Annotated in this window: 29 protein-coding genes, 1 riboswitch and 1 other annotated feature (1 of these 31 only partly in view); of the genes, 9 read left to right on the top strand and 20 right to left on the bottom strand. The window is 66.3% G+C overall.

Translation table 11 applies throughout. The features are described from left to right. Positions 1-37: a sequence feature (sul1 is cis-regulatory element that is thought to sense ions involved in sulfur or methionine metabolism; They are found in Alphaproteobacteria), on the top strand (it extends 27 nt beyond the left edge of the window). 56 nt (positions 38-93) lie between these two features. After that, positions 94-1,572, top strand: a complete 1,479-nt coding sequence (locus ASF31_RS07030; protein WP_235551287.1) for a SulP family inorganic anion transporter — start codon at positions 94-96, stop codon at positions 1,570-1,572. A gap of 4 nt (positions 1,573-1,576) precedes the next feature. On the opposite strand, the gene ASF31_RS07025 is transcribed toward ASF31_RS07030, so the two are convergent. Beyond that, positions 1,577-1,786, bottom strand: coding sequence for a hypothetical protein (locus ASF31_RS07025; RefSeq protein ID WP_055753991.1), 210 nt, complete (start codon positions 1,784-1,786; stop codon positions 1,577-1,579). 239 nt (positions 1,787-2,025) lie between these two features. Here ASF31_RS07025 and ASF31_RS07020 point away from each other — a divergent pair, with 239 nt between their 5' ends. Together ASF31_RS07020 and ASF31_RS14450 are read left to right on the top strand one after the other, a co-directional pair. Beyond that, a complete protein-coding gene (locus ASF31_RS07020) occupies positions 2,026-2,238 on the top strand; it encodes a cold-shock protein (RefSeq protein ID WP_008260410.1) in 213 nt (70 codons plus the stop codon). Positions 2,239-2,352: 114 nt separating this feature from the next. After that, entirely contained in the window at positions 2,353-2,793 is a 441-nt protein-coding gene (locus ASF31_RS14450; RefSeq protein ID WP_156355948.1) for a hypothetical protein, read from the top strand. Here the strand turns inward: ASF31_RS14450 and ASF31_RS07010 are convergent. Beyond that, a complete protein-coding gene (locus ASF31_RS07010) occupies positions 2,790-3,344 on the bottom strand; it encodes an NADPH-dependent FMN reductase (RefSeq protein WP_055753989.1) in 555 nt (184 codons plus the stop codon). The genes ASF31_RS14450 and ASF31_RS07010 overlap by 4 nt on opposite strands. Positions 3,345-3,541: 197 nt before the next feature. On the opposite strand from ASF31_RS07010, the gene ASF31_RS07005 reads away from it, so the two are divergent. Further along, positions 3,542-3,766 (top strand): hypothetical protein, encoded by a 225-nt coding sequence (locus ASF31_RS07005; RefSeq protein WP_156355946.1) that lies wholly within the window; start codon positions 3,542-3,544, stop codon positions 3,764-3,766. Between the two features lie 1,384 nt (positions 3,767-5,150). Here the strand turns inward: ASF31_RS07005 and ASF31_RS06995 are convergent. From ASF31_RS06995 to coxB, 11 genes are all read right to left on the bottom strand, one after another. Next, entirely contained in the window at positions 5,151-6,365 is a 1,215-nt protein-coding gene (locus tag ASF31_RS06995) for a pitrilysin family protein (protein WP_156355944.1), read from the bottom strand. 50 nt (positions 6,366-6,415) lie between these two features. Next, positions 6,416-7,129, bottom strand: coding sequence for an SURF1 family protein (locus ASF31_RS06990; RefSeq protein ID WP_055753986.1), 714 nt, complete (start codon positions 7,127-7,129; stop codon positions 6,416-6,418). Next, positions 7,126-7,527 (bottom strand): DUF983 domain-containing protein, encoded by a 402-nt coding sequence (locus ASF31_RS06985; protein ID WP_055753985.1) that lies wholly within the window; start codon positions 7,525-7,527, stop codon positions 7,126-7,128. The genes ASF31_RS06990 and ASF31_RS06985 overlap by 4 nt, the downstream gene beginning before the upstream one ends. Then, positions 7,524-8,432: a cytochrome c oxidase subunit 3 gene (locus tag ASF31_RS06980; protein ID WP_055753984.1), complete on the bottom strand. Its 909-nt coding sequence runs from the start codon at positions 8,430-8,432 to the stop codon at positions 7,524-7,526. The genes ASF31_RS06985 and ASF31_RS06980 overlap by 4 nt, the downstream gene beginning before the upstream one ends. A gap of 114 nt (positions 8,433-8,546) precedes the next feature. Then, positions 8,547-9,254, bottom strand: a complete 708-nt coding sequence (locus ASF31_RS06975) for a hypothetical protein (RefSeq protein WP_055753983.1) — start codon at positions 9,252-9,254, stop codon at positions 8,547-8,549. 73 nt (positions 9,255-9,327) lie between these two features. After that, positions 9,328-9,744 carry an NUDIX domain-containing protein gene (locus ASF31_RS06970; protein WP_055753982.1) on the bottom strand — a complete coding sequence of 139 codons (417 nt, stop codon included), beginning with the start codon at positions 9,742-9,744 and terminating at the stop codon, positions 9,328-9,330. Further along, positions 9,741-10,277: a cytochrome c oxidase assembly protein gene (locus tag ASF31_RS06965; protein WP_017505722.1), complete on the bottom strand. Its 537-nt coding sequence runs from the start codon at positions 10,275-10,277 to the stop codon at positions 9,741-9,743. Before ASF31_RS06965 ends, ASF31_RS06970 begins: the two co-directional genes overlap by 4 nt. Then, positions 10,274-10,444: a hypothetical protein gene (locus tag ASF31_RS14630; RefSeq protein ID WP_017505721.1), complete on the bottom strand. Its 171-nt coding sequence runs from the start codon at positions 10,442-10,444 to the stop codon at positions 10,274-10,276. Before ASF31_RS14630 ends, ASF31_RS06965 begins: the two co-directional genes overlap by 4 nt. 4 nt (positions 10,445-10,448) lie before the next feature. Beyond that, positions 10,449-11,414: a heme o synthase gene (cyoE, locus tag ASF31_RS06960; RefSeq protein WP_055754184.1), complete on the bottom strand. Its 966-nt coding sequence runs from the start codon at positions 11,412-11,414 to the stop codon at positions 10,449-10,451. Positions 11,415-11,502: 88 nt separating this feature from the next. Next, positions 11,503-13,185, bottom strand: coding sequence for a cytochrome c oxidase subunit I (gene ctaD, locus ASF31_RS06955; protein WP_055753981.1), 1,683 nt, complete (start codon positions 13,183-13,185; stop codon positions 11,503-11,505). A gap of 17 nt (positions 13,186-13,202) precedes the next feature. Then, on the bottom strand, positions 13,203-14,204 hold the full coding sequence (gene coxB, locus ASF31_RS06950; RefSeq protein ID WP_369814632.1) for a cytochrome c oxidase subunit II: 1,002 nt from the start codon (positions 14,202-14,204) through the stop codon (positions 13,203-13,205). Between the two features lie 239 nt (positions 14,205-14,443). On the opposite strand from coxB, the gene ASF31_RS06945 reads away from it, so the two are divergent. The 3 genes from ASF31_RS06945 to ASF31_RS06935 are packed head-to-tail and all read left to right on the top strand — an operon-like array spanning position 14,444 to position 16,163. Then, positions 14,444-14,788 carry a PadR family transcriptional regulator gene (locus ASF31_RS06945; protein WP_039244893.1) on the top strand — a complete coding sequence of 115 codons (345 nt, stop codon included), beginning with the start codon at positions 14,444-14,446 and terminating at the stop codon, positions 14,786-14,788. Then, positions 14,785-15,384 carry a DUF1700 domain-containing protein gene (locus tag ASF31_RS06940; RefSeq protein WP_055753979.1) on the top strand — a complete coding sequence of 200 codons (600 nt, stop codon included), beginning with the start codon at positions 14,785-14,787 and terminating at the stop codon, positions 15,382-15,384. The genes ASF31_RS06945 and ASF31_RS06940 overlap by 4 nt, the downstream gene beginning before the upstream one ends. After that, complete coding sequence (locus ASF31_RS06935; RefSeq protein WP_055753978.1) at positions 15,381-16,163, top strand: GIN domain-containing protein; 783 nt, start codon at positions 15,381-15,383, stop codon at positions 16,161-16,163. Before ASF31_RS06940 ends, ASF31_RS06935 begins: the two co-directional genes overlap by 4 nt. 60 nt (positions 16,164-16,223) lie before the next feature. On the opposite strand, the gene ASF31_RS06930 is transcribed toward ASF31_RS06935, so the two are convergent. The 6 genes from ASF31_RS06930 to ASF31_RS06905 all read right to left on the bottom strand — a co-directional run bounded on the left by ASF31_RS06930 (position 16,224) and on the right by ASF31_RS06905 (position 20,731). After that, the gene (locus ASF31_RS06930) at positions 16,224-16,898 is read right to left on the bottom strand and encodes an aspartate/glutamate racemase family protein (protein WP_055753977.1); all 675 of its coding nucleotides are present in this window, start codon (positions 16,896-16,898) and stop codon (positions 16,224-16,226) included. Then, a complete protein-coding gene (chrA, locus tag ASF31_RS06925) occupies positions 16,895-18,100 on the bottom strand; it encodes a chromate efflux transporter (protein ID WP_055753976.1) in 1,206 nt (401 codons plus the stop codon). Before chrA ends, ASF31_RS06930 begins: the two co-directional genes overlap by 4 nt. Before the next feature lie 48 nt (positions 18,101-18,148). Further along, positions 18,149-18,730: a hypothetical protein gene (locus ASF31_RS06920; RefSeq protein WP_156355942.1), complete on the bottom strand. Its 582-nt coding sequence runs from the start codon at positions 18,728-18,730 to the stop codon at positions 18,149-18,151. A gap of 96 nt (positions 18,731-18,826) precedes the next feature. Further along, entirely contained in the window at positions 18,827-19,093 is a 267-nt protein-coding gene (locus ASF31_RS06915) for a DUF3253 domain-containing protein (protein ID WP_055753974.1), read from the bottom strand. Between the two features lie 14 nt (positions 19,094-19,107). Then, positions 19,108-20,106, bottom strand: a complete 999-nt coding sequence (locus ASF31_RS06910; protein ID WP_055753973.1) for a D-cysteine desulfhydrase — start codon at positions 20,104-20,106, stop codon at positions 19,108-19,110. Between the two features lie 94 nt (positions 20,107-20,200). After that, positions 20,201-20,731, bottom strand: a complete 531-nt coding sequence (locus ASF31_RS06905) for a hypothetical protein (protein ID WP_055753972.1) — start codon at positions 20,729-20,731, stop codon at positions 20,201-20,203. Positions 20,732-20,842: 111 nt separating this feature from the next. On the opposite strand from ASF31_RS06905, the gene ASF31_RS06900 reads away from it, so the two are divergent. Further along, the gene (locus ASF31_RS06900) at positions 20,843-21,673 is read left to right on the top strand and encodes a TIGR02587 family membrane protein (RefSeq protein ID WP_055753971.1); all 831 of its coding nucleotides are present in this window, start codon (positions 20,843-20,845) and stop codon (positions 21,671-21,673) included. Between the two features lie 4 nt (positions 21,674-21,677). Next, positions 21,678-22,052, top strand: coding sequence for a hypothetical protein (locus ASF31_RS06895; RefSeq protein ID WP_055753970.1), 375 nt, complete (start codon positions 21,678-21,680; stop codon positions 22,050-22,052). Positions 22,053-22,059: 7 nt separating this feature from the next. Here ASF31_RS06895 and ASF31_RS06890 read toward each other — a convergent pair whose 3' ends face one another. Then, the gene (locus ASF31_RS06890; protein WP_055753969.1) at positions 22,060-22,467 is read right to left on the bottom strand and encodes a BLUF domain-containing protein; all 408 of its coding nucleotides are present in this window, start codon (positions 22,465-22,467) and stop codon (positions 22,060-22,062) included. Between the two features lie 133 nt (positions 22,468-22,600). Beyond that, a riboswitch (TPP riboswitch) is annotated at positions 22,601-22,710 on the top strand. Positions 22,711-22,761: the final 51 nt, after the last annotated feature.

Below are 22,761 nucleotides of genomic sequence, written 5' to 3'. Positions count from 1 at the left end.
CGGGTGGCTATCCCCGCCGCCGATCCGCTGGGAAACCGAGCCCCGAAACCGAAGCATCGGTACGGCTCATCCAGATGAAATCCTGAAATGTCCATCATCGCCTCCGCGCGCCAGCAATGGCTCGCCAATCCTCGCCGCGATCTTCTGGCGGGGACCGTCGTGGCCCTGGCCCTGATCCCCGAAGCCATCGCCTTTTCGATCATCGCCGGCGTCGATCCCGCCGTCGGCCTCTACGCCAGCGTGGTCATCGCCGTGACCATCGCCTTCGTGGGCGGCCGGCCGGCCATGATCTCGGCCGCGACCGGCGCCATGGCCCTGCTGATGGTCACGCTCGTGCGCGACCACGGGCTGGAATATCTCTTCGCCGCCTCGCTGCTGTGCGGCGTGTTCCAGATCGTCATCGGCCTGCTGAAGCTGGGCCGCTACATCAAGTTCGTCAGCCGCAGCGTCATGACCGGCTTCGTCAACTCGCTGGCGATCCTGATCTTCTTGGCCCAGATGCCTGAGCTGATTGGCCAGGGCTGGATCACCTACGCCCTTGTCGCGGCGGCCCTGGTCGTCATCTACGGCTTTCCGCGCCTCACCAAGGCTGTGCCCTCGCCCCTGGTCGCCATCGTCGCCATCAGCGCCCTGGTGATCGTGCTGAAGCTGGATGTGCGCACCGTCGGCGACATGGGCCAGATGCCGACCAGCCTGCCGATGTTCCATCTGCCCGCCGTCCCCCTGACGTGGGAGACGCTGGTCATCATCGCCCCGATTTCGGCGACCCTGGCCTTCGTCGGTCTGCTGGAAAGCCTGCTGACCGCCAATCTGCTCGACGACATGACCGACACCCCTTCGGACAAGGACAAGGAGACGCGCGGTCAGGGCATCGCCAACATCCTGTCGCCCCTGTTCGGAGGCATGGCCGGCTGCGCCATGATCGGCCAGTCGATCATCAACGTCACCTCGGGCGGGCGGGGGCGGCTCTCGACCCTGTGGGCCGGCCTGTTCCTGCTATTCCTGATTCTGGTGCTGCGAGACTGGGTCGCGCAAATCCCGATGGCGGCTCTGGTCGCGGTCATGATCATGGTCTCCATCGGCACTTTCGACTGGGGTTCGGTGCTGAAGCTGCGCTCGACCCCGTTCCAGTCCTCGATCGTCATGATCGCCACCACCGTCACCGTGGTCGCCACCCACGACCTATCAAAGGGCGTGATCCTGGGCGTGCTGCTGTCGGCGGTCTTCTTCATGCGCAAGGTCGGCAAGACCATCACGGTCACCGAGATCGAGACGCCGGATGAGGGCGTGCTGCGCTACCGGGTCTCAGGCCAGCTGTTCTTCGCCTCGGCCGACCTGTTCGCCGCCAGCTTCGAGCATCACGGCCATCCCAGGCGCGTCGAGATCGACCTCAGCGACGCCCATCTGTGGGATCTGACCGGCGTCGCCGCCGTGGACAAGGTCGTCTTCCGCTACCGCCGTCAGGGCGCGGACGTGCAGGTTTTGGGCATGAACGACGCCGCCCGCACCCTGGTCACGCGGGTGGGGCGGTTCGAGAAGATGCATCTGCCGGACGGCGCCGGCGCGCATTGAGCCGTCAGGCGGCGTTGGAGGTCGGTTCGAGGTCGGGCTTGGGCATCTTGCAGATGCGGTTCAGGTCGGCCCGGATCGAGCTGCCCTGAAAGTGCGAGATTTCGGCGCCCGAATAGCCCTCGCCCGACAGCGCCTTGACGACGTCGCCGGTGTTCAGACAATCGTTGGTCCGAGCGAGCTGGTAGGCGCGCTCCACGACGTGGGTGCGGTTCATGTTGGAAGCCTTTCGTGCCTTCCAACAACGTGCGCCAAGCTAAACCGTTCCCATTATTGGATTTTCGGCCCGCCCGGCCCGCGCTTGCATCTGTCATGAATATCTGCGCACATAGAGCTCGTCGATCTCTCTGCGTAACGCCCACTCTCTCTGCGAACGCACGAGTCAAGGCCGCTCCCATTCAGACCCGACAGGCCGCAGGGACGTTCCCTCGGTCAATTTCTAACGGAGGTCTCAAAATGGCTACCGGCACTGTCAAATGGTTCAACCCGACCAAGGGTTACGGCTTCATCCAACCCGACGACGGCGGCAAGGACGTCTTCGTCCACATCTCGGCCGTCGAAGGCGCTGGCCTGCGCGGCCTGGATGAAAACCAGAAGGTTTCCTACGAGCTGGAACGCGACAAGCGTTCGGGCAAGGAATCGGCTGGCCAGCTGCAAACCATCGGCTGATTTCAGCTTCACAGCTGATCTGGCGACGGCGGCTCCTCACGGAGCCGCCGCTTTCAATTTCGACCGTCCAATGGAACACATGACTCTCGTCTGACCCAGCCCTAGCTTAGCCACATGAAACCAGAGATCGTTTTTCTAACCGTCTGGGTAATCGGCGTTGTTATCACATGGCCAGCCTTGATCTGGTTTGCCGTGAATAGCCGACGAGGTCGGGGCGAACCCCTCATGCCCAAGCCTCCCGCTTCGGCGCGTTACGCTGACACCCGCGCCTCTGGCAAACAAAAGGGGAAGTGGGGAGGCGCGAGCAACTGCCTGATGGTGGTCATCGATGGCGAAGAGCTTTGGCTTTCGCCTATTTTCCCGATCACCCTGTTTATGCCCTACGGGACGTTCGGGCTTGAGTTCCGCAAACCTCTCGCCGTCGTCATAGCCGAGGCGCGTAGGGATTGGACAGGTATGAACGTCCGACTGCGTCTGACCGACATGGACAATCGCGTCGTTGTCGATCTTCGGGTAAGCGACCCCGCGAGATTCATCTCAGCTTTGCAGGTCTAGGCCTTCGTCTTGTCGATCCAGGCGGCGAAGGCGTCGGTGAAGCTTTTCAGGAAGGTCTTGGTGTCGTCCTTCTTCAGCTTGCCGTTCTCGTCCAGCAGGTCGGCGACATTGCCGATATAGGCCTCGGGCTGCTGCATCGTCGGCATGTTCAGGAACACAAGCGGCTGGCGCAGGTGGTGGTTGGCGCCGAACGCCGCGACGGCGCCGGGCGAGACGCTGACGATGGCGGCGGGCTTGCCCTGCCAGATGCTGTGGCCATAGGGGCGCGAGCCGACGTCCAGCGCGTTCTTCAGCGCGCCGGGAATGGAGCGATTGTATTCGGGCGTGACGAACAGCACCGCCTCGGTCGTCGCCACCTCCTCGCGGAACCGCTCCCAGGCGGGCGGCGGGTTCTCGGTCTCCAGATCGGGGTCATAGAGCGGCAGGTCGCCGATCTCGACCAACTCGATCTCCAGCCCCGGCTCGGCCAGCGCCTTCAACTCCATGCCGATGGCGCGCGAATAGGAGCCTTTGCGCAGGCTGCCGACGATCAGGGCGACGCGGACGGTCATGGGGGTCTCCGGGCTGGACGGGTTCAAGCGCCAGCATAACCGATCCCGGCGGTCGGATGTTCCGTTTTAACCCGCCCAGCCGTTCACCTGCGCACAAAGCGGACATCGCGAAGGGCTGTTACGGGTGGAAAGCAGACATTCATTGCAACGTGGATGCGCCGCTGCTCTGATAAAGTGAAGCTAGGGACTTGATCATTATGTTTTCCAAAAATCGCAGACTTTTCTTCGCGGCGTTGTACGGATCCTTCGTCCTCGTGAGCCTGTGGCTTTACGGCATCCCTTCTGAAGTGTCCGAAGTCTTGGCTATCTTTGTGGTGCCCGGTCTGGCGGCTTGTTTCCTGTATCTTTTCTATGGGGGAGTCTTCTCACGGGCGAAGAAGCTAGAAAGCAAAAGGCCGGCTCATTTTGATCAGCAACGCTGATGCTTCGGCTTGATAGCCGCTCACACGTCCGCATTGGGTCGAATTTAGTCCTGGGGTTCAGCACCGGAGGCAGACGTGGCCTCTAGGCCGGAAAGCGGGCTGGGTCGGCGTCAGCTAGGGGTGGAAAGCGGACGTTGGGCAGGGCAGTCTCACCAAACCCAATAGGACAGTGCAATGGTTTTCAACCGACTGGGCATCGCTCTCGCTTCCGCCGGCGTCATCCTCGCGCCCGTCAATGGACGGGCCGACGCGGCACGAGATGGTGGTCTCTGCAACATTGGGCCGCCGAGCCTTTCCCGAGCGCTGCAAGTGTCTGACAGGGTTGTGCTCTATATCGTTACCGCAGTGGTCGTGGATGCCGACCCGCTGCCCGCAGATGAGACGGAACTCGTGAGAGGGACGTTTGAACTGACGCCTCTCACCACCCTGAAAGGTCAAGGGGTGGGGACCCGAACCTCAGTCCGTTTCGACGCGACGCTTTATCCGGACCTGTATGGAGGACCACCCTGTCGCTGGTCACCTCTCCCCGTGAAAGGAGAAGTTTGGATCGCCACAGGAAGCCGGGACGGCGAGGACTGCGTTCAATGTGACGGTCGATTGGATGCCGTCCACAAACTCGGTTGGCGGGGACCGCTAAGCAGTTTCGTCAGGTAGCCCAATGTCCTCAATGGGTCGAATTTAGTCCTAGGCTTCACGGCTGAGAGCGGACGTTGCACTCCAAGCCGGAAAGCGGGCTGGGTCGGCGTCAGCTAGGGGTGGGAAAGTGACATTCCCTGGCCTGTTACGGATGAAGGACGGAAGCACTCATCTCACCTACGTCAGACTGGAGCTGATCACACACACTGCGCTTAGCTTCACATTGAACGCGCACGATCGTGTCCAAATAGGCTCCGCGCCCGCGAACGAACGGAGTCACGACTGCTGAGGGATAGGCGGGATGTTCATTTCGAACGAACGCCCAGTAGCTCAACGTGGAGTCGTCCTTGAAAAGGGTCCAATCGACTTCGTCCTCACGGATGACGCAGGGCATGGAAGAGACACGCGTCATCATCTCTTGGACGCTCTCATTGTGAGGAGCAGCCAACGGTTCAGTGGCCGGGACAACTGATCCGCAGCTAGAGCCCCAAATGATTGCCATGGTCGAGACTGCGATGACGATCATGTGCTGGTCTTGTCCCCCGGTTGTTTACGCGTTCAGACCTGGCAAACAGACACAACGAATAGGGCCTCCCTTTCCAGCTTCCAATCCTAATGTCCGCTGTGGGTCGTGAAGAGAAGTTTGCCTCGTGCCCTGGTCCGGACATTCAGACGGCCGCCGCTGGGATAATCTGCCGCTGAACCTCCGCGCGAGAGCGACTGAAGTCAGCAAAGACCAGCCGAAAGCCTAACCCCCGAACAGGGCTGTCGCGAACGCTTCGCCCGCCGGTGCGGCCGACTTCGGGCCCAGGACGGCGCTGGCCGCCTGGCCTGAGGCCAGCACCCGGCCGCCGACCGCGCGCACGTTCTCAATCGTCTGGGCTTCCAGCTGTTCGGTCATCGACAGGCTGGAGCGTGGGGCGCCGAAGATCAGGGTCTGGGCGGCGTTGCGTCCCGCCCGGCTCATCGGGTTTTCGTCCGACATCCACAGGCCGGCCTTCATCACCGCCTTGGCCCGCGACAGCTCCTTTTCGGTCGGCCCGACCTCGGCCAGGGCCCGCACCTCGGCCGCCGAGACCTCGGCCAGTTCTTTCGCCCGATCCGCCGCCGCCCCGGCGTAGATGCCCAGCACGCCCGCATCTTCGTACGGCTCCTGATAGGCGTCGATGGCGTAGGCCAGGCCCCGCTCCTCGCGCGCGCTCTGGAACAGGCGCGAGGCCATGCCCCCGCCCAAGATCTCGCCGAACAGCCTCATGGCCGAAAGCGCCGGATCGGTCGCGGACAGGGCCGGCAGCTGGAACACCAGATTGGCCTGTTCGATCTTGCGCGTCAGTTTGGCATGGCCGCCGACGAAGGCGGCCGGCGCGGGCGCGTCAGCCGGCGTCGCGACCGCATCGCCGAACCAGCGCTCGGCCAGGGCCAGCAGTTCGATCTCGTCCACCGCGCCTGAAACCGACACCACCATCCGGTCGGGCGAATACAGCCGCGCGCGCCACGCCTCGACGCTCGCCTTGTCCGCCGGTTTCAGACTGGCGACCGAGCCCAGGATCGGCCGACCCAGCGGCTGTTTGGCGAAGGCGCGCGTCTGCACCATCTCGAACACATGGTCGTCGGGCGTGTCGAAGGCCTCGGCGATCTCCTGGGCCACCACGTCCTTCTCGCGCTCAATCTCGGCAGGATCGAGGGTCGGGCGGAACACCAGGTCCGACAGCACCTGCATCGCCAGCGGCAGCGAGCCGTCCAGCCCCCGCACCTCGAAACTGGTCCGCTCATAACCCGTGGAGGCGTTGATGGTGCCGCCCTCGGCCTCGATCCGCTCGACGATCTCGCGCGCGGCCATGTCGCCGGCGCCCTTGAATACCAGATGCTCCAACAGGTGCGACCAGCCGGATCGATCCAGCGCCTCCCACCGCGCCCCGCCCTTGACGGTGACGACGACGGCCAGGGTCTTCAGCCCCGGCATCGGATCGCAGATGACGCGAACGCCGTTGGACAGGGTGTGAAGCGTAGCGGTCAGGGGATGTCTTTCTTGGTGCGACGGCGAAGCAGGGCCACATAGAAACCCGCAAGCGCGATCGCCAGTCCGAACCACGTCAGGGCGTATCCGAAATGGTTGTTGGAAAAGGCCGCAGGCGGCGCGGACGGCCTTAGCGCCGGGAATTCGGGATTGACGGCGGTGATGGCGAACACGGCCTCGGGCCGGACCGGACCGGTGATGTTCAACGCCTTGGCCATCGCCGCAGTGTCACGGGCGTAGAAGCGGCCGTCGCGGGGCGCCGGGCTCATGGCGCCGGGCTTGTCGAAGGTGCGGAACTCTCCGACCATCACCAGCGGCATGGTGGTTTCGAGCACGCGCGGACGCGCCGTCACGCCGTCGCCGACAAAGCCACGATCGACCAGCAGGGTGAAATCCGCCCCCGCCGGCTTGCACGCCGAGATCAGCCGCACCCCGGCCTCGCCGTCATGAATGCTCTGAAGCTCGACGAAGGGCGCGCTGGCCAGGCCCGGACAGACGATAAGCGCCTTGCGGAACTCCAGATCGCCCCCATTCCTTGTCTCGGCCAGCACCTGCTCCAGCGGCACGGGCGGTTTCGCCGCCGCCGCATCAGCCGCCGCGATCAGCCCTTCCTTCCACTTCAGCCGCTCGACCTGCCACACGCCCAGGCCGATCAGCAGGATCAGGCCCAGCACCGTCAGCACGGTCAGGATCCAGGGGAAACGCTTCATCGCTGGTTCCGATATTGCAGGCCGATCATCAGCCCCCGGCCCGGCCGCATCAGGGCCAGCGACAGGGCGACCACCAGCGGCAGCCAGACGATCAGATGCACCCACATGGGCGGATGGTATTTGATTTCCACGAACAGGGCCGAGAAGCCGACGATAAAGCCGGCGAACTGCATGATGAAGCTGGCGGGGCCGTCGCCCGTCTGGATGGTGGAATAGTCCAGACCGCAGGCCGTGCAGCCGGGCGCCACTTTCAGAAAGCCCGCGAACAACGCGCCCTGGCCACACCGGGGACAACGCCCCCGAAGCGCCCAGCGAACCGGCGTATCGGAAACGACGACGGCGCGGGACGATTGCTCGTCCCGCGCCGCTGCGATGTCTTCAGGACCGTCTTGGATCAACCGAAGACGACATAGACGAAGGCGAACAGGAACAGCCAGACCACGTCCACGAAGTGCCAGTACCAGGCCGCCGCCTCGAACCCGAAATGCTTCTGCGGGGTGAAGTCGCCCTTCAGCAGGCGGATCAGGCAGACCGCCAGGAAGATGGTGCCGATCAGGACGTGGAAGCCGTGGAAGCCCGTCGCCATGAAGAAGATCGAGCCGTACAGGCCCGAGTTCACGGCCTCTTCGTTGAAGAACAGCTTCTCGTGCAGGATGTGGTTGTACTCATAGGCCTGGACGCAGGTGAACAGCACGCCCAGCGCCACGGTGATGATCAGGGCGATCTTGGCGCCCTTGCGGTCGCCGACCTGGATCGCGTGGTGGGCCCAGGTGACGGTGCAGCCCGAGAGCAGCAGGGTCACGGTGTTCAGCAGCGGCAGTTGCCACGGCGACAGAACCTCGACGCCCTTCGGCGGCCAGGTCGACCAGGCCTTGGCGGTGTCGGCCCAGGCGCCGACTTCCGGCGTCAGGGCGCGGGATTCATGGAACAGGGCCATGTCGAAGAACATCCAGAAGAAAGCGACGAAGAACATCACCTCCGACGCGATGAACAGGATCATGCCGTAGCGCAGGCCCAGCGACACGACCGGCGTATGGTCGCCCGCCTTGGATTCCTTGATGACGTCCGCCCACCAGCAGAAGGCCGAGATCAGCACGCCGGCCAGACCGGCGAAGAAGACGCCCGGCTTGCCCTCGGCCAGGAAGTTGGCGGCGATCGGGCCGCCGTCCGCCGGCGCCAGGCCCTTCATCCAGATCACCGCGCCGATGAACATGATGGTCGCAGCGACCGAGGACACCAGCGGCCAGGGGCTGGGCGCCACCAGGTGGTAGTCGTGCTGCGGAGTGGCGTGGGCGTCAGCCATGAATCGCGTCTCTTCGTCGGCCAGAGTCGGTTGTTATAGCGGCTATAGCGTTCGATTTTCCCCGACGCCAGAGCCACGCCGTCTTTCCGCCTTGTTCGGGCATGCGGACGGGGCTCAGCTCTTGCGGGCCATTGGATCGGCGGGATCGTCCGGGCTGTCGGCCAATGCGCCGCCCATGGCCATTCCACCGCCGCCCATCCCTGCGCCCATGCCGCCCCCGCCCCCGCCCCCGCCACGGCCGCCCGTTGCGCCGGCCCCGGCGCCGCGGCCTCCGGTCGAGGACGGGCGCGTCGGGCCTTGCAAGGGAACGTCCGGTCCGGTCGGCACGGGCGCCAGGTCCAGCGCCTGGCGGATGAAGTCGCGCAGCGAAACGACCAGATCATGCGTCCGCACCGGCCGCCCGGCGACCAGTTCACGCGCCGCCTGCTGCGCCAGCCGCACCTGGTCCTCGGTGCCCAGCAGGATGATGTCCGCCAGACTGGCCTCGACCGCGTCGCGGATACGCCGGGTCCGATCCGACCCCGCAGTCGCCTCGGCGCTGAGATCCAGTCCCGTCTCGCCTTGCGAGGCGTTGCGGCGGCTCAGGTCGCGCTTGTGCGTCGGATCGACGGTCAGGTCGCCGGTGAACGACCCGCCCAGTACCTTGTAGGCGGCGATCAGGGTCTTCAGTCGTTCGTTGATCTGGCGGTTCATCCGCTCGCGCCGCTGCTGGATGGTGAACATCATCACCAGCCGGATGCCCATGCCGATCAGCGTCACGAGCGCCAGTCCGACCAGGGTCAGCAGCAGACTGTGCCAGTTGGTGAAATCCAGACCGCGCAAATCCCGTCTCCGTCTCGGCGTGCAGCGTGCACCTGGAGATGAAACGCGCGCCGACGCGAACGGCGCCGTGTGATCAGCCGTTCATCGCCGTGAACGCCTTCGCCGAAAAGGCCGACAGCGGCTGGGGAAGGTCGTCCAGCGCGAACCAGCCGATCTCCGACAGCTTGTCCGGCTCGGTCAGCGTCGGCTCGCCGGTGAAGTCCCGGGTGACATAGATCAGCGACACCCAATGCTGGCCGTCGGCCGGAATGATCTCTTCAGCCAGGCACAGGAAGTCGACGTCGCCGATCGTCAGCCCGCTCTCCTCCTCGGCCTCGCGCCGCGCGGCGTCGATGGAGCGCTCCATCAGGTCGACCTTGCCGCCGACGATGTTCCAGAACCCGGCCTCGGGCGCCTTCAGCCGTTTGCACAGCAGCACCCGCCCGTCGGCGCGCTGGATCACCAGGCCGCAGCCGACGCCGGGAAAGTCCACGCCCGGCTTCGAAGTCACGCCTTGGGCGCGTCCACGGAGGGGTAGAAGGTGTAGCTCAGGGTGATGTCGCGCGCGCCCTTGGCCTCACGGTCCGTGGCCAGTTCCGGGGCGATGAAATACTGGACCGGAAACTGGCGCGTCTCGCCCGCCGCCAGCGTCTGGTCGGTGAAGCAGAAGCATTGCAGCTTCTGGAAATACGGCCCCGTCTGCTCGGGCGAGACATTGTAGCTGGCGCGCACCTGGATCGGCTTGTCCGAGGTGTTGGTCACGTCGAAATAGGCCAGGCCCGTCTCGCCGATCCGCACCCGCTGGGTCGACTGTTCGGCGCGGAAGGTCATCGGCACGCCGCGCACATTGGTGTCGAACCGCACCATCACCGTCTCGTCCAGCACGGTGTCGGAGGCCTTATCCGCCTTCATCGTCGTGCCGCCGAAGCCCGTGACCTGACAGAACATCCGATAGAGCGGCACCGCCGCGAACGCCGCCCCGGTCATGCCCATCACGCCGAAGACGCAGATGATGGCGATCAGATTCTTGCGGCCCGCCTTCATGGTTGGGACGTCTCCACCGCCGTCGCCAGCGCGCGCTCGGCCGCCTGATTCTGTTGCAGGCGCAGCACCGTGGTGGCGAACACCAGCACGATGAAGGCCACCAGCGCCGAGGCGATCCAGACGTTGCGACGCTTGCGCGCGCGAAGTTCCTCAGGCGTCAGACGCATGGTTTTACGCTCCCAGACCGGACAGGGCCTCGACCAGCAGCGCTGAGAACAGCGCCATCAGATAGAGGATGGAAAAGGCGAACAGGTCCCGCGCCGGTTTGGCCTGGACCTTGACGTCATACAATGCGGCTTCGCGTCCCACGGCCTCCGCCTTGTCCGGCTCGTCGCCCGCGCGCGAGCGATAAAGGCGCACCGCCAAGCCGAGGAAGCCTAGGCCGCCCGCGACCGACACGACCAGATAGATGATCCCGCCCAGGCCCGCGAAGGCCGGGGCGATCGCGACCGGCACGAAGACCAGGGTGTAGAGCAGGATCTGCAACCGCGTGGACTTGGCGCCCTTGGCAACCGGCATCATCGGAATGCCCGCCTTGGCGTAGTCGCCGGCCGAATACAGCGCCAGCGCCCAGCTGTGCGGCGGGGTCCACAGGAAGATGATGAGAAACAGCAGCCACGCCTGCCACGGCGCATGGCCCGTCGCCGCCGCCCAGCCGATCACGGGCGGAAAGGCGCCCGCCGCCCCGCCGATGACGATGTTCTGGGGCGTCCGCCGCTTCAGCAGCAGGGTGTAGAAGCCGGCATAATAGACGATGGTCATGGCCAGCAGACCGGCCGCCAGCCAGTTGGTGTTCATACCCAACAGCATGACCGAGAACAGGCTCAGGATGACGCCGAACGCCATGGCGTCGTTCTTGCGCACACGCCCCGCCGCCACCGGCCGGCCGCGCGTGCGCCGCATCAGGGCGTCGGTCTCGCCTTCCAGCGCCATGTTCAGGGCGCCGGCCGCCCCCGCCCCCACGGCGATGCACAGGATGGCGATGGCCGCGACCAGCGGATTGACCGATCCGGGCGCGACGATCAGCCCGGTCGCAGCGGTGAACACCACCAGCGACATCACGCGCGGCTTCAGCAGCTGGAAGAAATCCTCCGGCTGGGCGGTCGAGATGGCGGGGCGGGTCTGAACTTCGGTCATCGGTGAGGGCCGCATAGCATACCCAAATGAAGAAGGCCGCCCCTTCCGACGGAAAGAGCGGCCTTCGATTTCATATCGCTGGAAAGGCTTAGTGCTCTTCCGCCTTGATGACCGGCAGTTCGTTGAACTGGTGGGCCGGGGGCGGCGAGGACAGGGTCCACTCCAGGGTCGTGGCGCCTTCGCCCCACGGATTGTCGACACCCGGACGACGACGGATCGCCGCCTCGGCCAGCATGATCAGGAAGACCAGCACGCCGACCGCCGTGATCGCATAGCCGATCGACGAGACGTGGTTCCACAGGGTGAAGGCTTCCGGATAGTCGATGTAGCGACGCGGCATGCCCTGCAGACCCAGGAAGTGCTGCGGGAAGAACACTAGGTTCACGCCCACGAACATGATCCAGAAGTGGGTCGCGCCCAGGAACTCGTTGTACTTCACCCCGAACATCTTCTCGAACCAGTAGTAGAAGCCCGCGAAGATCGCGAAGACGGCGCCCAGCGACAGCACATAGTGGAAGTGCGCCACGACGTAGTACGTGTCGTGCAGGCTGTAATCGATGCCGGCGTTCGACAGGACCACGCCGGTCACGCCGCCGACGGTGAACAGGAAGATGAAGCCGATCGCCCACAGCATGGGCGTCTTGAAGCTGATGGAGCCGCCCCACATGGTGGCGATCCAGCTGAAGATCTTCACGCCCGTCGGCACCGCGATGATCATGGTGGCGGCGATGAAATAGGCGCGCAGATTGATGCTCATGCCGACCGTGTACATGTGGTGCGCCCACACGATGAAGCCGACGAAGCCGATGGCCACCATGGCGTAGGCCATGGCCAGATATCCGAACACCGGCTTGCGGCTGAAGGTCGAGACGATGTGGCTGATGATGCCGAAGCCTGGCAGGATCAGGATGTACACTTCCGGGTGACCGAAGAACCAGAACAGGTGCTGGTACATGATCGGGTCGCCGCCGCCGGCGGGATCGAAGAAGTGGGTGTGGAAGTTGCGGTCCGTCAGCAGCATGGTGATGGCGCCGGCCAGCACGGGCAGCGACAGCAGCAGCAGGAAGGCGGTGATCAGCACCGACCAGGCGAACAGCGGCATCCGGTGGATGGTCATGCCGGGCGCGCGCATGTTCAGGATGGTGGTGATGAAGTTGATCGCGCCCAGGATCGAGCTGGCGCCCGCGACGTGCAGGGCGAAAATGGCCAGGTCGAAAGCGGGGCCGACGTGGCCCGTGGTCGACAGCGGCGGATAGGCCGTCCAGCCCCCGCCGAAGCCCTTGCCCGGTCCGCCGTCGGTGAACATCGACAGGATCAGCAGGCACCAGGCGGCGACCAGCAGCCAGAACGAGATGTTGTTCATGCGCGGGAAGGCCATGTCCGGCGCGCCGATCATGATCGGCACGAACCAGTTGCCGAAGCCGCCGATCATGGCGGGCATGACCATGAAGAAGATCATGATCAGGGCGTGGGCCGTGACGACGGCGTTATAGCCGTGCTTGGATTGCTCCACGAGACCCAGCAGCTGGATCGACGAGCCTTCCTTGAAGATCTGGATGCCCGGCTCGGCCAGTTCCCAGCGGATCAGGCCCGACAGGGCGCCGCCCACGATGCCCGCCATGATGGCGAACATCAGATACAGGGTGCCGATGTCCTTGTGGTTGGTCGACAGGAACCAGCGGGTGAAGAAGCCCAGCTTGTGGTCGTGATGGTGGTCGTCGTGAGCGTGACCGATGTGGGTCGCGTCGCGGGTTACGGTAGCGTCAGCCATGTGTCTCTGTTCGCCTCTTACTGGGCGGCCGGCGCGGCGGACGCCGCGGCGGGAACGGGTTGGTCGGCGGTGGCGCCGACGGGGGCGGCGACCGGGGTCGCGGCGTCGGCGGCGGGCGCAGGCGCGGCAGCAGCCGGAGCCGCGGCGGGCGCGGCGACCTTGGGCGTCATCGAACCGCCCTTGGAGGCGATCCACTGTTCGAACTGGGCCTGGGTCACGACCCGGATCTCCAGCGGCATGAAGGCGTGGTCGACGCCGCACAGTTCCGAGCACTGGCCATAGAAGACGCCGGTGCGCTCGGCCTTGAACCAGGTGGTGTTGATGCGGCCGGGAACGGCGTCGGTCTTCAGACCGAACGCCGGCAGGGCGACGGCGTGGATGACGTCCGAGGCGGTGATGACCAGCTGCACCGTTTTGCCGACCGGCACGACCATCGGCTCGGTCGCGGCCAAACGATAGGGCACGCCCTTGGCCTTGGCTTCCTCTTCCGGGAGCATGTTGGAGATGTATTCCGCGACGCCCTGGTCCGGATACTCATAGGCCCAGTTCCACTGGTTGCCGGTCACCTTCACCGTCAGGTCCGGCGACGGCATGTCGTGATAGGCGAACAGCAGGCGGAACGAGAACAGGGAGATGAACACCAGGATCAGCACCGGCAGCACGGTCCAGATGATCTCGATCGTGGTGTTGTGGCTCCAACGCGCGGGCGTCGGATTGGCCTTCTTGTTGTAGCGGAACACGATCCAGGCCAGCAGGCCCAGCACCAGCAGAGTGATGGCCGTGATGATCGGCATCAGGATCACGTCGTGGAAGAAGTGCGCATCATGCTTCAGCGGCGACGCCGCCGGTTGCAGCGTGATGCCGCCCGGGGTCGGCTGACCCATCAGGTCCTGCGCCCACGTCGGCGCCGCAGCGAACATCGCCAGTCCGGCGCCCAGAACGATGGAGGACGCGTAAGTCGCGGCCTTCTTCAACGTCCCTTGGGCTCGCTTGCCCATCCCCATATGAGACTTCCCCATAAAACCGTTATGCAGCAGATACTTGCGAATGGCTCGCAAGAGATCACGCTGGCGCGATTCCCACGCCCGGCGTTCTCGGTCACCTATCGGATCGCTTTCGGCTTGCCAAGCGATCAACGGCGCTCAGGCCGCAAAGCCGCCTTCAGCCGGCCTCGATTAAATCGCTGTCATGTTTCGATAGCTACCTTGCGTCACAAGATACCTTGTCGTAGTCAGTGGTCATCAACGGGAGAGCCGAGGTGCCAGAAACCATCGAGATACAGCTGAAGAAGGGCGTGCTGGGGCTTTGCGTCCTGGCCCTTCTGAACCGGGCGGACAGCTACGCCTACGAGATCGCCAGCCGCCTGTCGGACGCGATCGATATGGGGGAAGGCACGATCTATCCCCTGATGCGCCGCATGCAGTCCGAAGGACAGGTCGAAACCTATCTGGTCGAATCCTCCGCCGGGCCGTCACGCAAATACTACCGCCTGACCGAAGCGGGCCGGGGGGCCCTCGCCGCCCAGACTGCCGAATGGTCCGCCTTCACCAAGGCCGTCGACGCCATCGTGGCGAACGACGCCGATCAGGGAGCCGCTCAATGACGCGCGCCGAATTCATCGATCGTCTGAAGGAAGGTCTCGTCGGCCTGCCGACCACGACCGCCAACGACATCATCGCCGACTATCAGACCCACTTCGACGACGGCATCGCCGCCGGCCGCACCGAGGCCGAGGTCGCCTCCGCGCTCGGCGATCCGGTCCGCCTGGCTCGCGAGCTCAAGGCCGAGGCCGGCATCCAGCGCTGGCATCAGGAGAAGAACCCCTCCGCCGCCGCCGGCGCCGTCTTCGCGGTGCTGGGCCTGGGGGCGCTGGACATCCTGATCCTCCTGCCCCTGCTGATGGGCGTGATCGGGACCGTGTTCGGCTTCTTCATCGCCGCCATCGGCCTGTTCATCGCAGGCGGCGTGATCATGGTCGCCGGTCCCTTCGCCGGCTTCCCCGGCGGGCCGTTCGCGGCGATCCTGATGGGGCTGGGCCTGATGGCCGGCGCCGTCTTCATCGGCGCCCTGCTGACCATCTTCACCATCTGGCTGGTCAACGGCGTCGTCTGGTTCGCCCGCCTGCACTACCGCCTGCTGAAGCCGGCGCTTGAGCCGACCAGCGTTCAATCCACCTCGACCTCGGGAGTCTCGGCATGATCCGCACCCTGTTCATCATCGCCGGCGCCGCCCTGGTGCTGTGCCTGGTCACCGTCGGCGGCGCGCTGGCGATCGGCGGCCACGACCTCCAGCGCCACGGCTGGGCCTGGACCATCAAGGACCAGGACGGCGAGACCATCCGCTTCGAGCGGGTCAAGGGCGGCGGGACCGACGACCTCGGCCCGCTCACCACCCGCACCCTGCCTTGGACCGGCGGCGGGACCCTGACCGTCGATTCCAGCATCGACGTCGACTATGTGCAGGGTGACGCCAACACCGTCGTCATCACCGGGCCCAAGGGTCTGACCGACCGTGTCCGTCTGGTCGACGGCCGCCTCGATCTGGGCGACGGCGACGAGCGGGTCGTGTTCGGCTGGAGCAACGGTAACTTCTCCGCCCGCTCCGAGCGCGACGAACTGAAGGTCGTCATCACCGCGCCCAAGGTGAACCGCTTCAACGCCAAGGGCTCGGGCGACCTGCAGATCACCGGCTATGACCAGCCTTCGCTGACGCTCGACATCGCCGGCTCGGCCGAGGTCACCGCCTCGGGCCGCACCGACGAGCTGAAGCTGGACATCGCCGGCTCGGGCGATGCGTCCCTGGGCGACCTAGCGACTCGCGACGCCTGGGTGGACATCGCCGGCTCCGGCGACGCCCGCATCGCCCCCACCGGCGACGTCAAGGTCGCCATCGCCGGCTCCGGCGACGTGGCCCTGGCCACCCGCCCCGCCAACCTGAACAGCACCGTCTCCGGCTCCGGCGACGTCTATCAGGACTGACGGTCGCGCCGATCACCGATGGAAAAGGGGCTGGATCCGCCAGCCCCTTTTTTCATGCGTTCAGCGACACGCCTGCACGCACACCTGCGCCAGCACCTCGGCGGAATCCGTCAAGGGCGCGGCTGCGTCTGCGGCGCGCAGCAACAGCGGAACCTCCGTACACCCGGCGATCAGCCCGTGCGCGCCCGCATCCGCGAGGGCTTGAGCCAGCCGCGACATCCCTGCCCGCGCCGCCTCGCCGACATCGCCGCGCTTGACCCCATAGACCAGCGCCATGAAGGCCTCGCGGTCCGCGCCCTCCAGCAGCATCGTCTCGACCCCGCGCGCCGCCAGCGCCTCCAGGTAAAGCCGCTCGCCCCCCGGCGTCGCCAGCACCCCGATCCGCTTAACTCCAGAGGCAGCCGCCGCATCCGCCGTCGCCGCGATCATGTCGATGAAGCGCAGGCCCTTCGCCTCGCACGCCGCACGGATCCCGCCCGCCTGGGCGTGGGCGGTGTTGCAGGGCATGGCGATCACCTCGGCTCCCGCCGCCGCCAGCCCCTCGGCCATCTGTCCCAGCACCACCTCGGCCTCGCCCGGCCGCGTGTTGCGATCGGGAACCTGGGGGTTCAGGTCCATCACCAACCGGATGTGATCGGCGTCCCCGTCCGCCGGCGTCAGCGCCTGCACCCGCGCCAGAAACGCCACCGTCGCGGCCGGTCCCATGCCGCCGATCACGCCCAGGATCTTGCTCATCGCATCACGCCCCATCCCACGACCGCGGCGGCGGTCAGAACTGCCGGCACGGCGTAGCGGCTCTTCCAGGCCCACGCCACCGCCAGGGCGACCGCAAAGATCACCACGGCCGCCGCCATCGACGGCGCCCGCTGCAAGGTCGCCCAGCCCAGCTCCACGCTGGTCGCGGCGATGATCCCCACGACGGCGGCGGCCACCCCGGCCAGAACATCGTGCAGCCGCCGGTCCTCGACCACCGCCTCCAGCCGCTCATAAAAGATCATCGAAAAGGCGAAGGCCGGCGCGAACACGCCGGCCGTCATCGCCAGCGCCCCGCCCCAGCCCGCGACCACGAAGCCGACGAAGGTGCAAAAGATCACCAGCGGCGCCGGGATCACCCCCGCAAAGGCGATCCCGTCCAGAAACGCCCCATCGTCGATCAGCCCGCGCCCCACCGTATCGGCGCGCACATAGGGAATGGCGGTATAGGCGCCGCCGAACGTCAGCAGCCCCGCCTTCAGCCCCGTCCAGAACATCGCGGCTGCGCCCACGTCGCCCGCCGGCCCCGCCGTCTGTCCAAACGTCGGCCCGCCGTCCCCCAGCCCGTGCATCGCCAAGGCTGCGAGAACCGCCAGCGCCATGCCCCCGCCCGCCAGGCCCACCCGCCCGGCCCGGACCAGCACATAGGCCGCCCCGCCCGCCGCCAGCACGATCCAGAACGCCGCCCCGGCCAGGCTCGCCGCAAAGCCGACGATGGCGACGGCCCACAGCCAGCGATCCTCCAGGATATGCGATCCGATCTTACAGACGGCGCGCACGATCACGGCGACCACCGCCGCCTGAACCCCCAGGAACGCCCCGGCCAGCAGGCCCACGACCGGCGACAGCGCCACATAGGCCCAGCCGATCCCCAGCATCAGGATCAGCCCCGGCAGCATGAACCCCAGGCCCGCCAGCAGACCGCCGATCCGCCCCCGCGCCCGCATGCCCATATGCACGCACAGCTCGTGCGCCTCCGGCCCCGGCAGGACCTGCAACACCGCCAGCAGCCGGTTGAACCGCGCGCTGGACATCCACCCGTCCTGATCGACCAGCTCGCGCCGGATCATCGCGATCTGCGCCACCGGCCCGCCAAACGCCAGCAGCCCGAACCGCAAGAACCGCAGAAACACCGCCGCCAAAGACAGCGCCGGCGGGACAGGTTCGGACTGCGGCGCAATCATCCGATCAGTCCTGATCTCGCGAAAAGGATTTGCAAGTCAGGCCAGCCCTTACTGAGGGCTCGCCATGGCTCTTGCGACCGCGTCCTGCATCTCCACCCTCAAGCCGGCCCACTCGCTTTCGGGCCTCAGCTTGCCCTCACATTGCTGTTGAAGGTGGCCCACGGGATAGACGTAGCTTTCCGATCGCTGCGCTGCGGCGCCGATCTCTTGAGGCCCGACAAAAATGCCAAGGTCGGCAAGCCGACTTTCGGTGGCCATGCGGGCGGCGACCATCGATGACACGAGCGCGTCTGGGACAGGCGCCGCGCATCTCACGGCGTCGTATCGATAACGGACCATCGCCAGTGCGTAGAGGTCAGACGCCTTCTGTCGATCATGATCCGCCCAAGCCACCGAAGCCACGAACAGACAGAGAGGCTGAGCGTCGCCACGACCGTTCCAAAGCGCCGCACGATCGGCGTCGGATAGAGAGGCGCCAATAAATGTCGAGCATTGGCCCAGGGTGTTCGAGGCAACCGGCTGGATACCCTGGCCAGCGCTGTCTTCACGCTTATTTTCGGCGGAAGTGGCGGATTCTGACCCGCAACCCAAAAGGCCCGCGGCGACAAGCAGGGGGACAAGAACTTTCAAGATGCTCACCTTCGTCAATGTCGCCTTCCGATCCGCAGCCCGGCTATGAAACTGGCGTCAGCCTAAACCAGCACAAGCAGCGCGGCATAGACGCGATCATCCAAAGTCGCCGCCCCCGTCTTCACCGCCTCGAGCCTGCGCGATCCGATAGGGCCCCGCACGCATCGCCAGCGGCCGCCCCTTCCAGCTCAGTCGCACCGCGCCCTCGTTCACAAGGGCGTCCACCGCGGCATGAACGTCAGGCATCGCCTCGCGCCACGCGCCGCCCTCGCCCGCGACCACCCGCGCGACCTCGCTGGGGCAGACGGTGGCGTCCTCGGCCCGGGCGGCCAGCAGGGCCAGCGTCGCCTCGCGCGAGTCCATGGCGGACGGCGCGCCTACAGCGCGCCTTCGATCTCGGTCTGATAGCCGAACAGCCCCTGCGCCCCGCCGGTGTGCAGGAACACCACCGTCTCACCCTTGAACCGGCCGGCGCGCGCCAGGGCGATCAGCCCCTTCATCGCCTTGCCGGAATAGACCGGGTCCAGCACGATCCCGTCCAGACGCGCCGCCAGGGTCAGGGCGTCGATCACCCCTTGGTCGATCAGGCCATAGCCCTCGCCGACATAGTCGCAGTCGGCGACCACCTGCTCGCGCTTTACCCGTCCCGTCTGCCCCAGCAGGGCGGCCGTCTCCTCGGCCAGTTTGAAGACGTTCGCCTCCTGCTTGTCCTTGGGCGCCCGCACCCCGATTCCCAACACGGGAATGTCCGCCCCCATGACCGCCAGCCCGGCGACCAGGCCCGCGTGAGTGCCCGCGCTGCCTGTCGCCGTCACGATGCGGTGGACCTCCAGATCCATCTCATCGGCCTGGACCACGATCTCGCGCGCGCAATCGACATAGCCCAGCGCTCCGACCGGGTTCGATCCGCCGCCGGGAATGACATAGGGCTTGCCGCCCCGCGTCCGCACCTCGGCCGCCGTCTTCTCCAGCTCGGCGACCATGTCCGTCCCACCCGGCACGGTGCGCAGGGTCGCGCCGAACAGCCGGTCCAGCAGCACATTGCCGTTGCCGACATAGTCCGTCGCCTTGGACCCCGTCCGCTCTTCCAGAATGATCTCGCAGGCCAGGCCGTGCGCCGCCGCCGCCGCCGCCGTCTGGCGCACATGGTTCGATTGCACCGCCCCTTGCGTCACCAGCGTGTCGGCGTCCTCTTCGAACGCCGCGCCCAGCAGGAACTCCAGCTTCCTCGTCTTGTTGCCGCCGCCCGCCAGGCCGGTGCAGTCGTCGCGCTTGATCCACAGATCCAGACCCAACTCCTCCGACAACCGGGGCAGCGGTTCCAGCGGCGTCGGAAGATGGGCCAGGCGGATACGGGCGAAACGGGCGAGATGCATGGGACGGTTTCCTGTTCGCCGTCTTGATAGCCCGCGCCCGTGACATTCAAAAGCGCCGGCCCAAGCCGCCCGCCCCTTCGCCCCGTCCTCGGCCTCAGCCCGGCGCGCCGGCCTCGGCCACACGGGTCGGCGCGACGAAGGCGGCGTCGCACAGGGCCTGGGCGAAGGCGTGGGACGTGACCGCCTGCCGGTCCATCAGGGCGTCCAGCACCCCGGCTCCCGCATCCACCGTCACGACCAGCGGATAACGCCCGACCACCTGACCGCCCTGCGCCGGATCGCGCAGTTCCGCCGTCGCCCGCATCCGGTGTTCGGCGCGATCGCCGGCCAGAATGGCCAGGCGCGGCGCCCGGCTCAGCGCCTCGACGTGGATGCTCAGGTTCAGCCGATGCCGGCCGCCGGCGCACAGCCCCATTTCGTTCAGCACCTCGTCGTTGAAGGTGTCGGCGAAGTCTTCCTCGGCGTCCAGCCAGCCGGTCGTGGTTGTGACGCTGCCGATCCGCGCATGCTCGGCCATGGCGGGCGACAGGGCCATCGGCGCGCCGCCGACCTCCACCGAGGCGCAGGCCGTCAAGCCCGCGCACGCCAGAACCGCGATCACGGCGGTCGTCTTGATCTGTTTCATCGTTCCCTCTCCCTAGAGCTTACCACCAAGCTTGGCTGCGAATGAACGCCGCCTGAACGCCGTTCGACAAGTGGTCCGGAGCCAAAGCCGGCGTCCAAGCGTTGCCGCCGCATGACCGCCGCCGCGCCCCCTTTGGATCTGCAACGCGAGCGCGCCTATGTCCGCGATCTGGGGCGCGCCTTCGCCGGCGCCCTGGTGTTCAACATCCCGCTTTTGATGACGATGGAGATGTGGGCGCAGGGCGTGATCATGGACCGCTGGCGGTTGCTGACCTTCATCGTCGCCGGCCTGCCGCTGCTGTACGGCCTGGCCTATTACGCCGGCTTCTCCAAACGGCGCGGGCCGGTCAACGATGCGCTGGACACCGCCGTGGCCCTGGCCGTCGGCTTCATCACCGCCTCGGTGCTGCTGATCCTGTTCGGCGTCGTCGAATGGGACGCGCCGCCGCGCGAGGGCCTGGGCATGGTCGCGCTTCAGGCCATTCCCGGCGCCATGGGCGCGCTTCTGGCCCGGCGTCAGCTCAGCGGCGACGGCGGAGGCGACACGGATGAAGATCAGGCCTCCTATTTCGGCGAACTGTTCCTGATGGCGGCCGGGGCCCTGTTCTTCGCCCTGAACGTGGCCCCGACCGAAGAGATGATCCTGATCGCCTACAAGGCGACGCCCGCCCACATCCTGGCCCTGATCGCCGTCTCCATCCTTCTGCTCCACCAGATCGTCTTCAAGGCGGGCTTCGCCGGTCAGGAAGAGGCCGATCATCCGATCAAGGCCTTCCTGCATTTCACCTTGCCCGGCTATGCCATCGCCCTGGCCGTCAGCCTGTTCACCCTATTCCTGTTCGGGCGCACCGACGGCCATGCCGTCGCTGGCGTGGTCCAGACCATGGTCGTCCTGGGCTTCCCCGCCGCCATTGGCGCCGCCGCCGCCCGTCTGTTGGTCTGACCCCATGCCCACGAAGAAGCCCGCCGCATCGACCCGCCCTCTGTTGCAATGGGGCATGGCCTTGCTCGGCGCCGTCATCACCCTGACCGCCATCGGCATCGTGGTGTGGGAGGCGCTCCAGCCCACAGCCCCGCCCGCGCTCAGCGCCCGCATCGTCGCCGTGGACGTCACCGCCGCAGGCCAGGTCGCGACCGTCCGGGTTCAGAACGACGGCGACGACACCGCCGCCGCAGTGGATATCGAAGGGGTTCTGGGCGACCAGACCGCGACCGCCAGCCTGGACTACGTCCCCGGCCACGGTCACGCCAAGGCCTACCTCCGCTTCGACGCCGATCCGCGCGCGGCGGCCGTCTCGGTCAAGGGCTGGTCGGCGCCTTAGAAGGCGTTCACGCCGCCTGGGCCAGCACCGCGTCCTGCATCCGCTCGACCGTCTGCTGGGGCGCGCCGGCGCCGTCCACCGTGGCCCGCAGCGTCTCTTCCAGCGCCGGAGTCACGCGCACGCTGGCCATGGCCCAGCCGGAAAAGCCACGCGCCGGGATCGGCTTGCGCTCGATCACCACCACCTCGTCATGACGCGGATCGCCCGCCAGCCGCGTCATCAGCCGGTCCAGATCCTGCGCCGCGCCCTCCAGCACCTGCAGGAACCGTCCGTCGTGGATCAGCAGCGCCCCCGTCAGGTCGTCGCGCGCATTGTTCCGCTGCGACGTGGCCAGGATGTCCACCTGCATCATCAGGCTGTCCGAATTGCCCCGCGCGCGGCTGGTGTAGAGGACGCGTTCCAGGTTCAGGCTCATATCCTCGTTTCACTCACGCGACGCCGGCGCCCGGCTCAAGCTTTGCGCATAGCCGAATAAATCCGTCGCGCCTACAACGACTTATGTGCGGTGTCGGACAACTCGACATCCGCCGCGACGCGGGTTAGCCTGCAGGCGTTCTCCGGGGGGTCGCAATCGAGCGGCTGAGATAGAGGTTTCTCCTCTGACCCGTCGAACCTGATCCGGGTCATGCCGGCGAAGGGATGAGTAACGCTATCGGTCCTGACGTCACAGGACCCCTCGCGCCCGACGTCGGCGGACCTCAAACCGTTT

It is taken from the genome of Brevundimonas sp. Leaf280 (genome assembly GCF_001422455.1).
GTDB lineage: Bacteria > Pseudomonadota > Alphaproteobacteria > Caulobacterales > Caulobacteraceae > Brevundimonas.
Note: the sequence above shows the minus strand (reverse complement) of the source record. Positions and strands in the feature narration are given on the sequence as shown.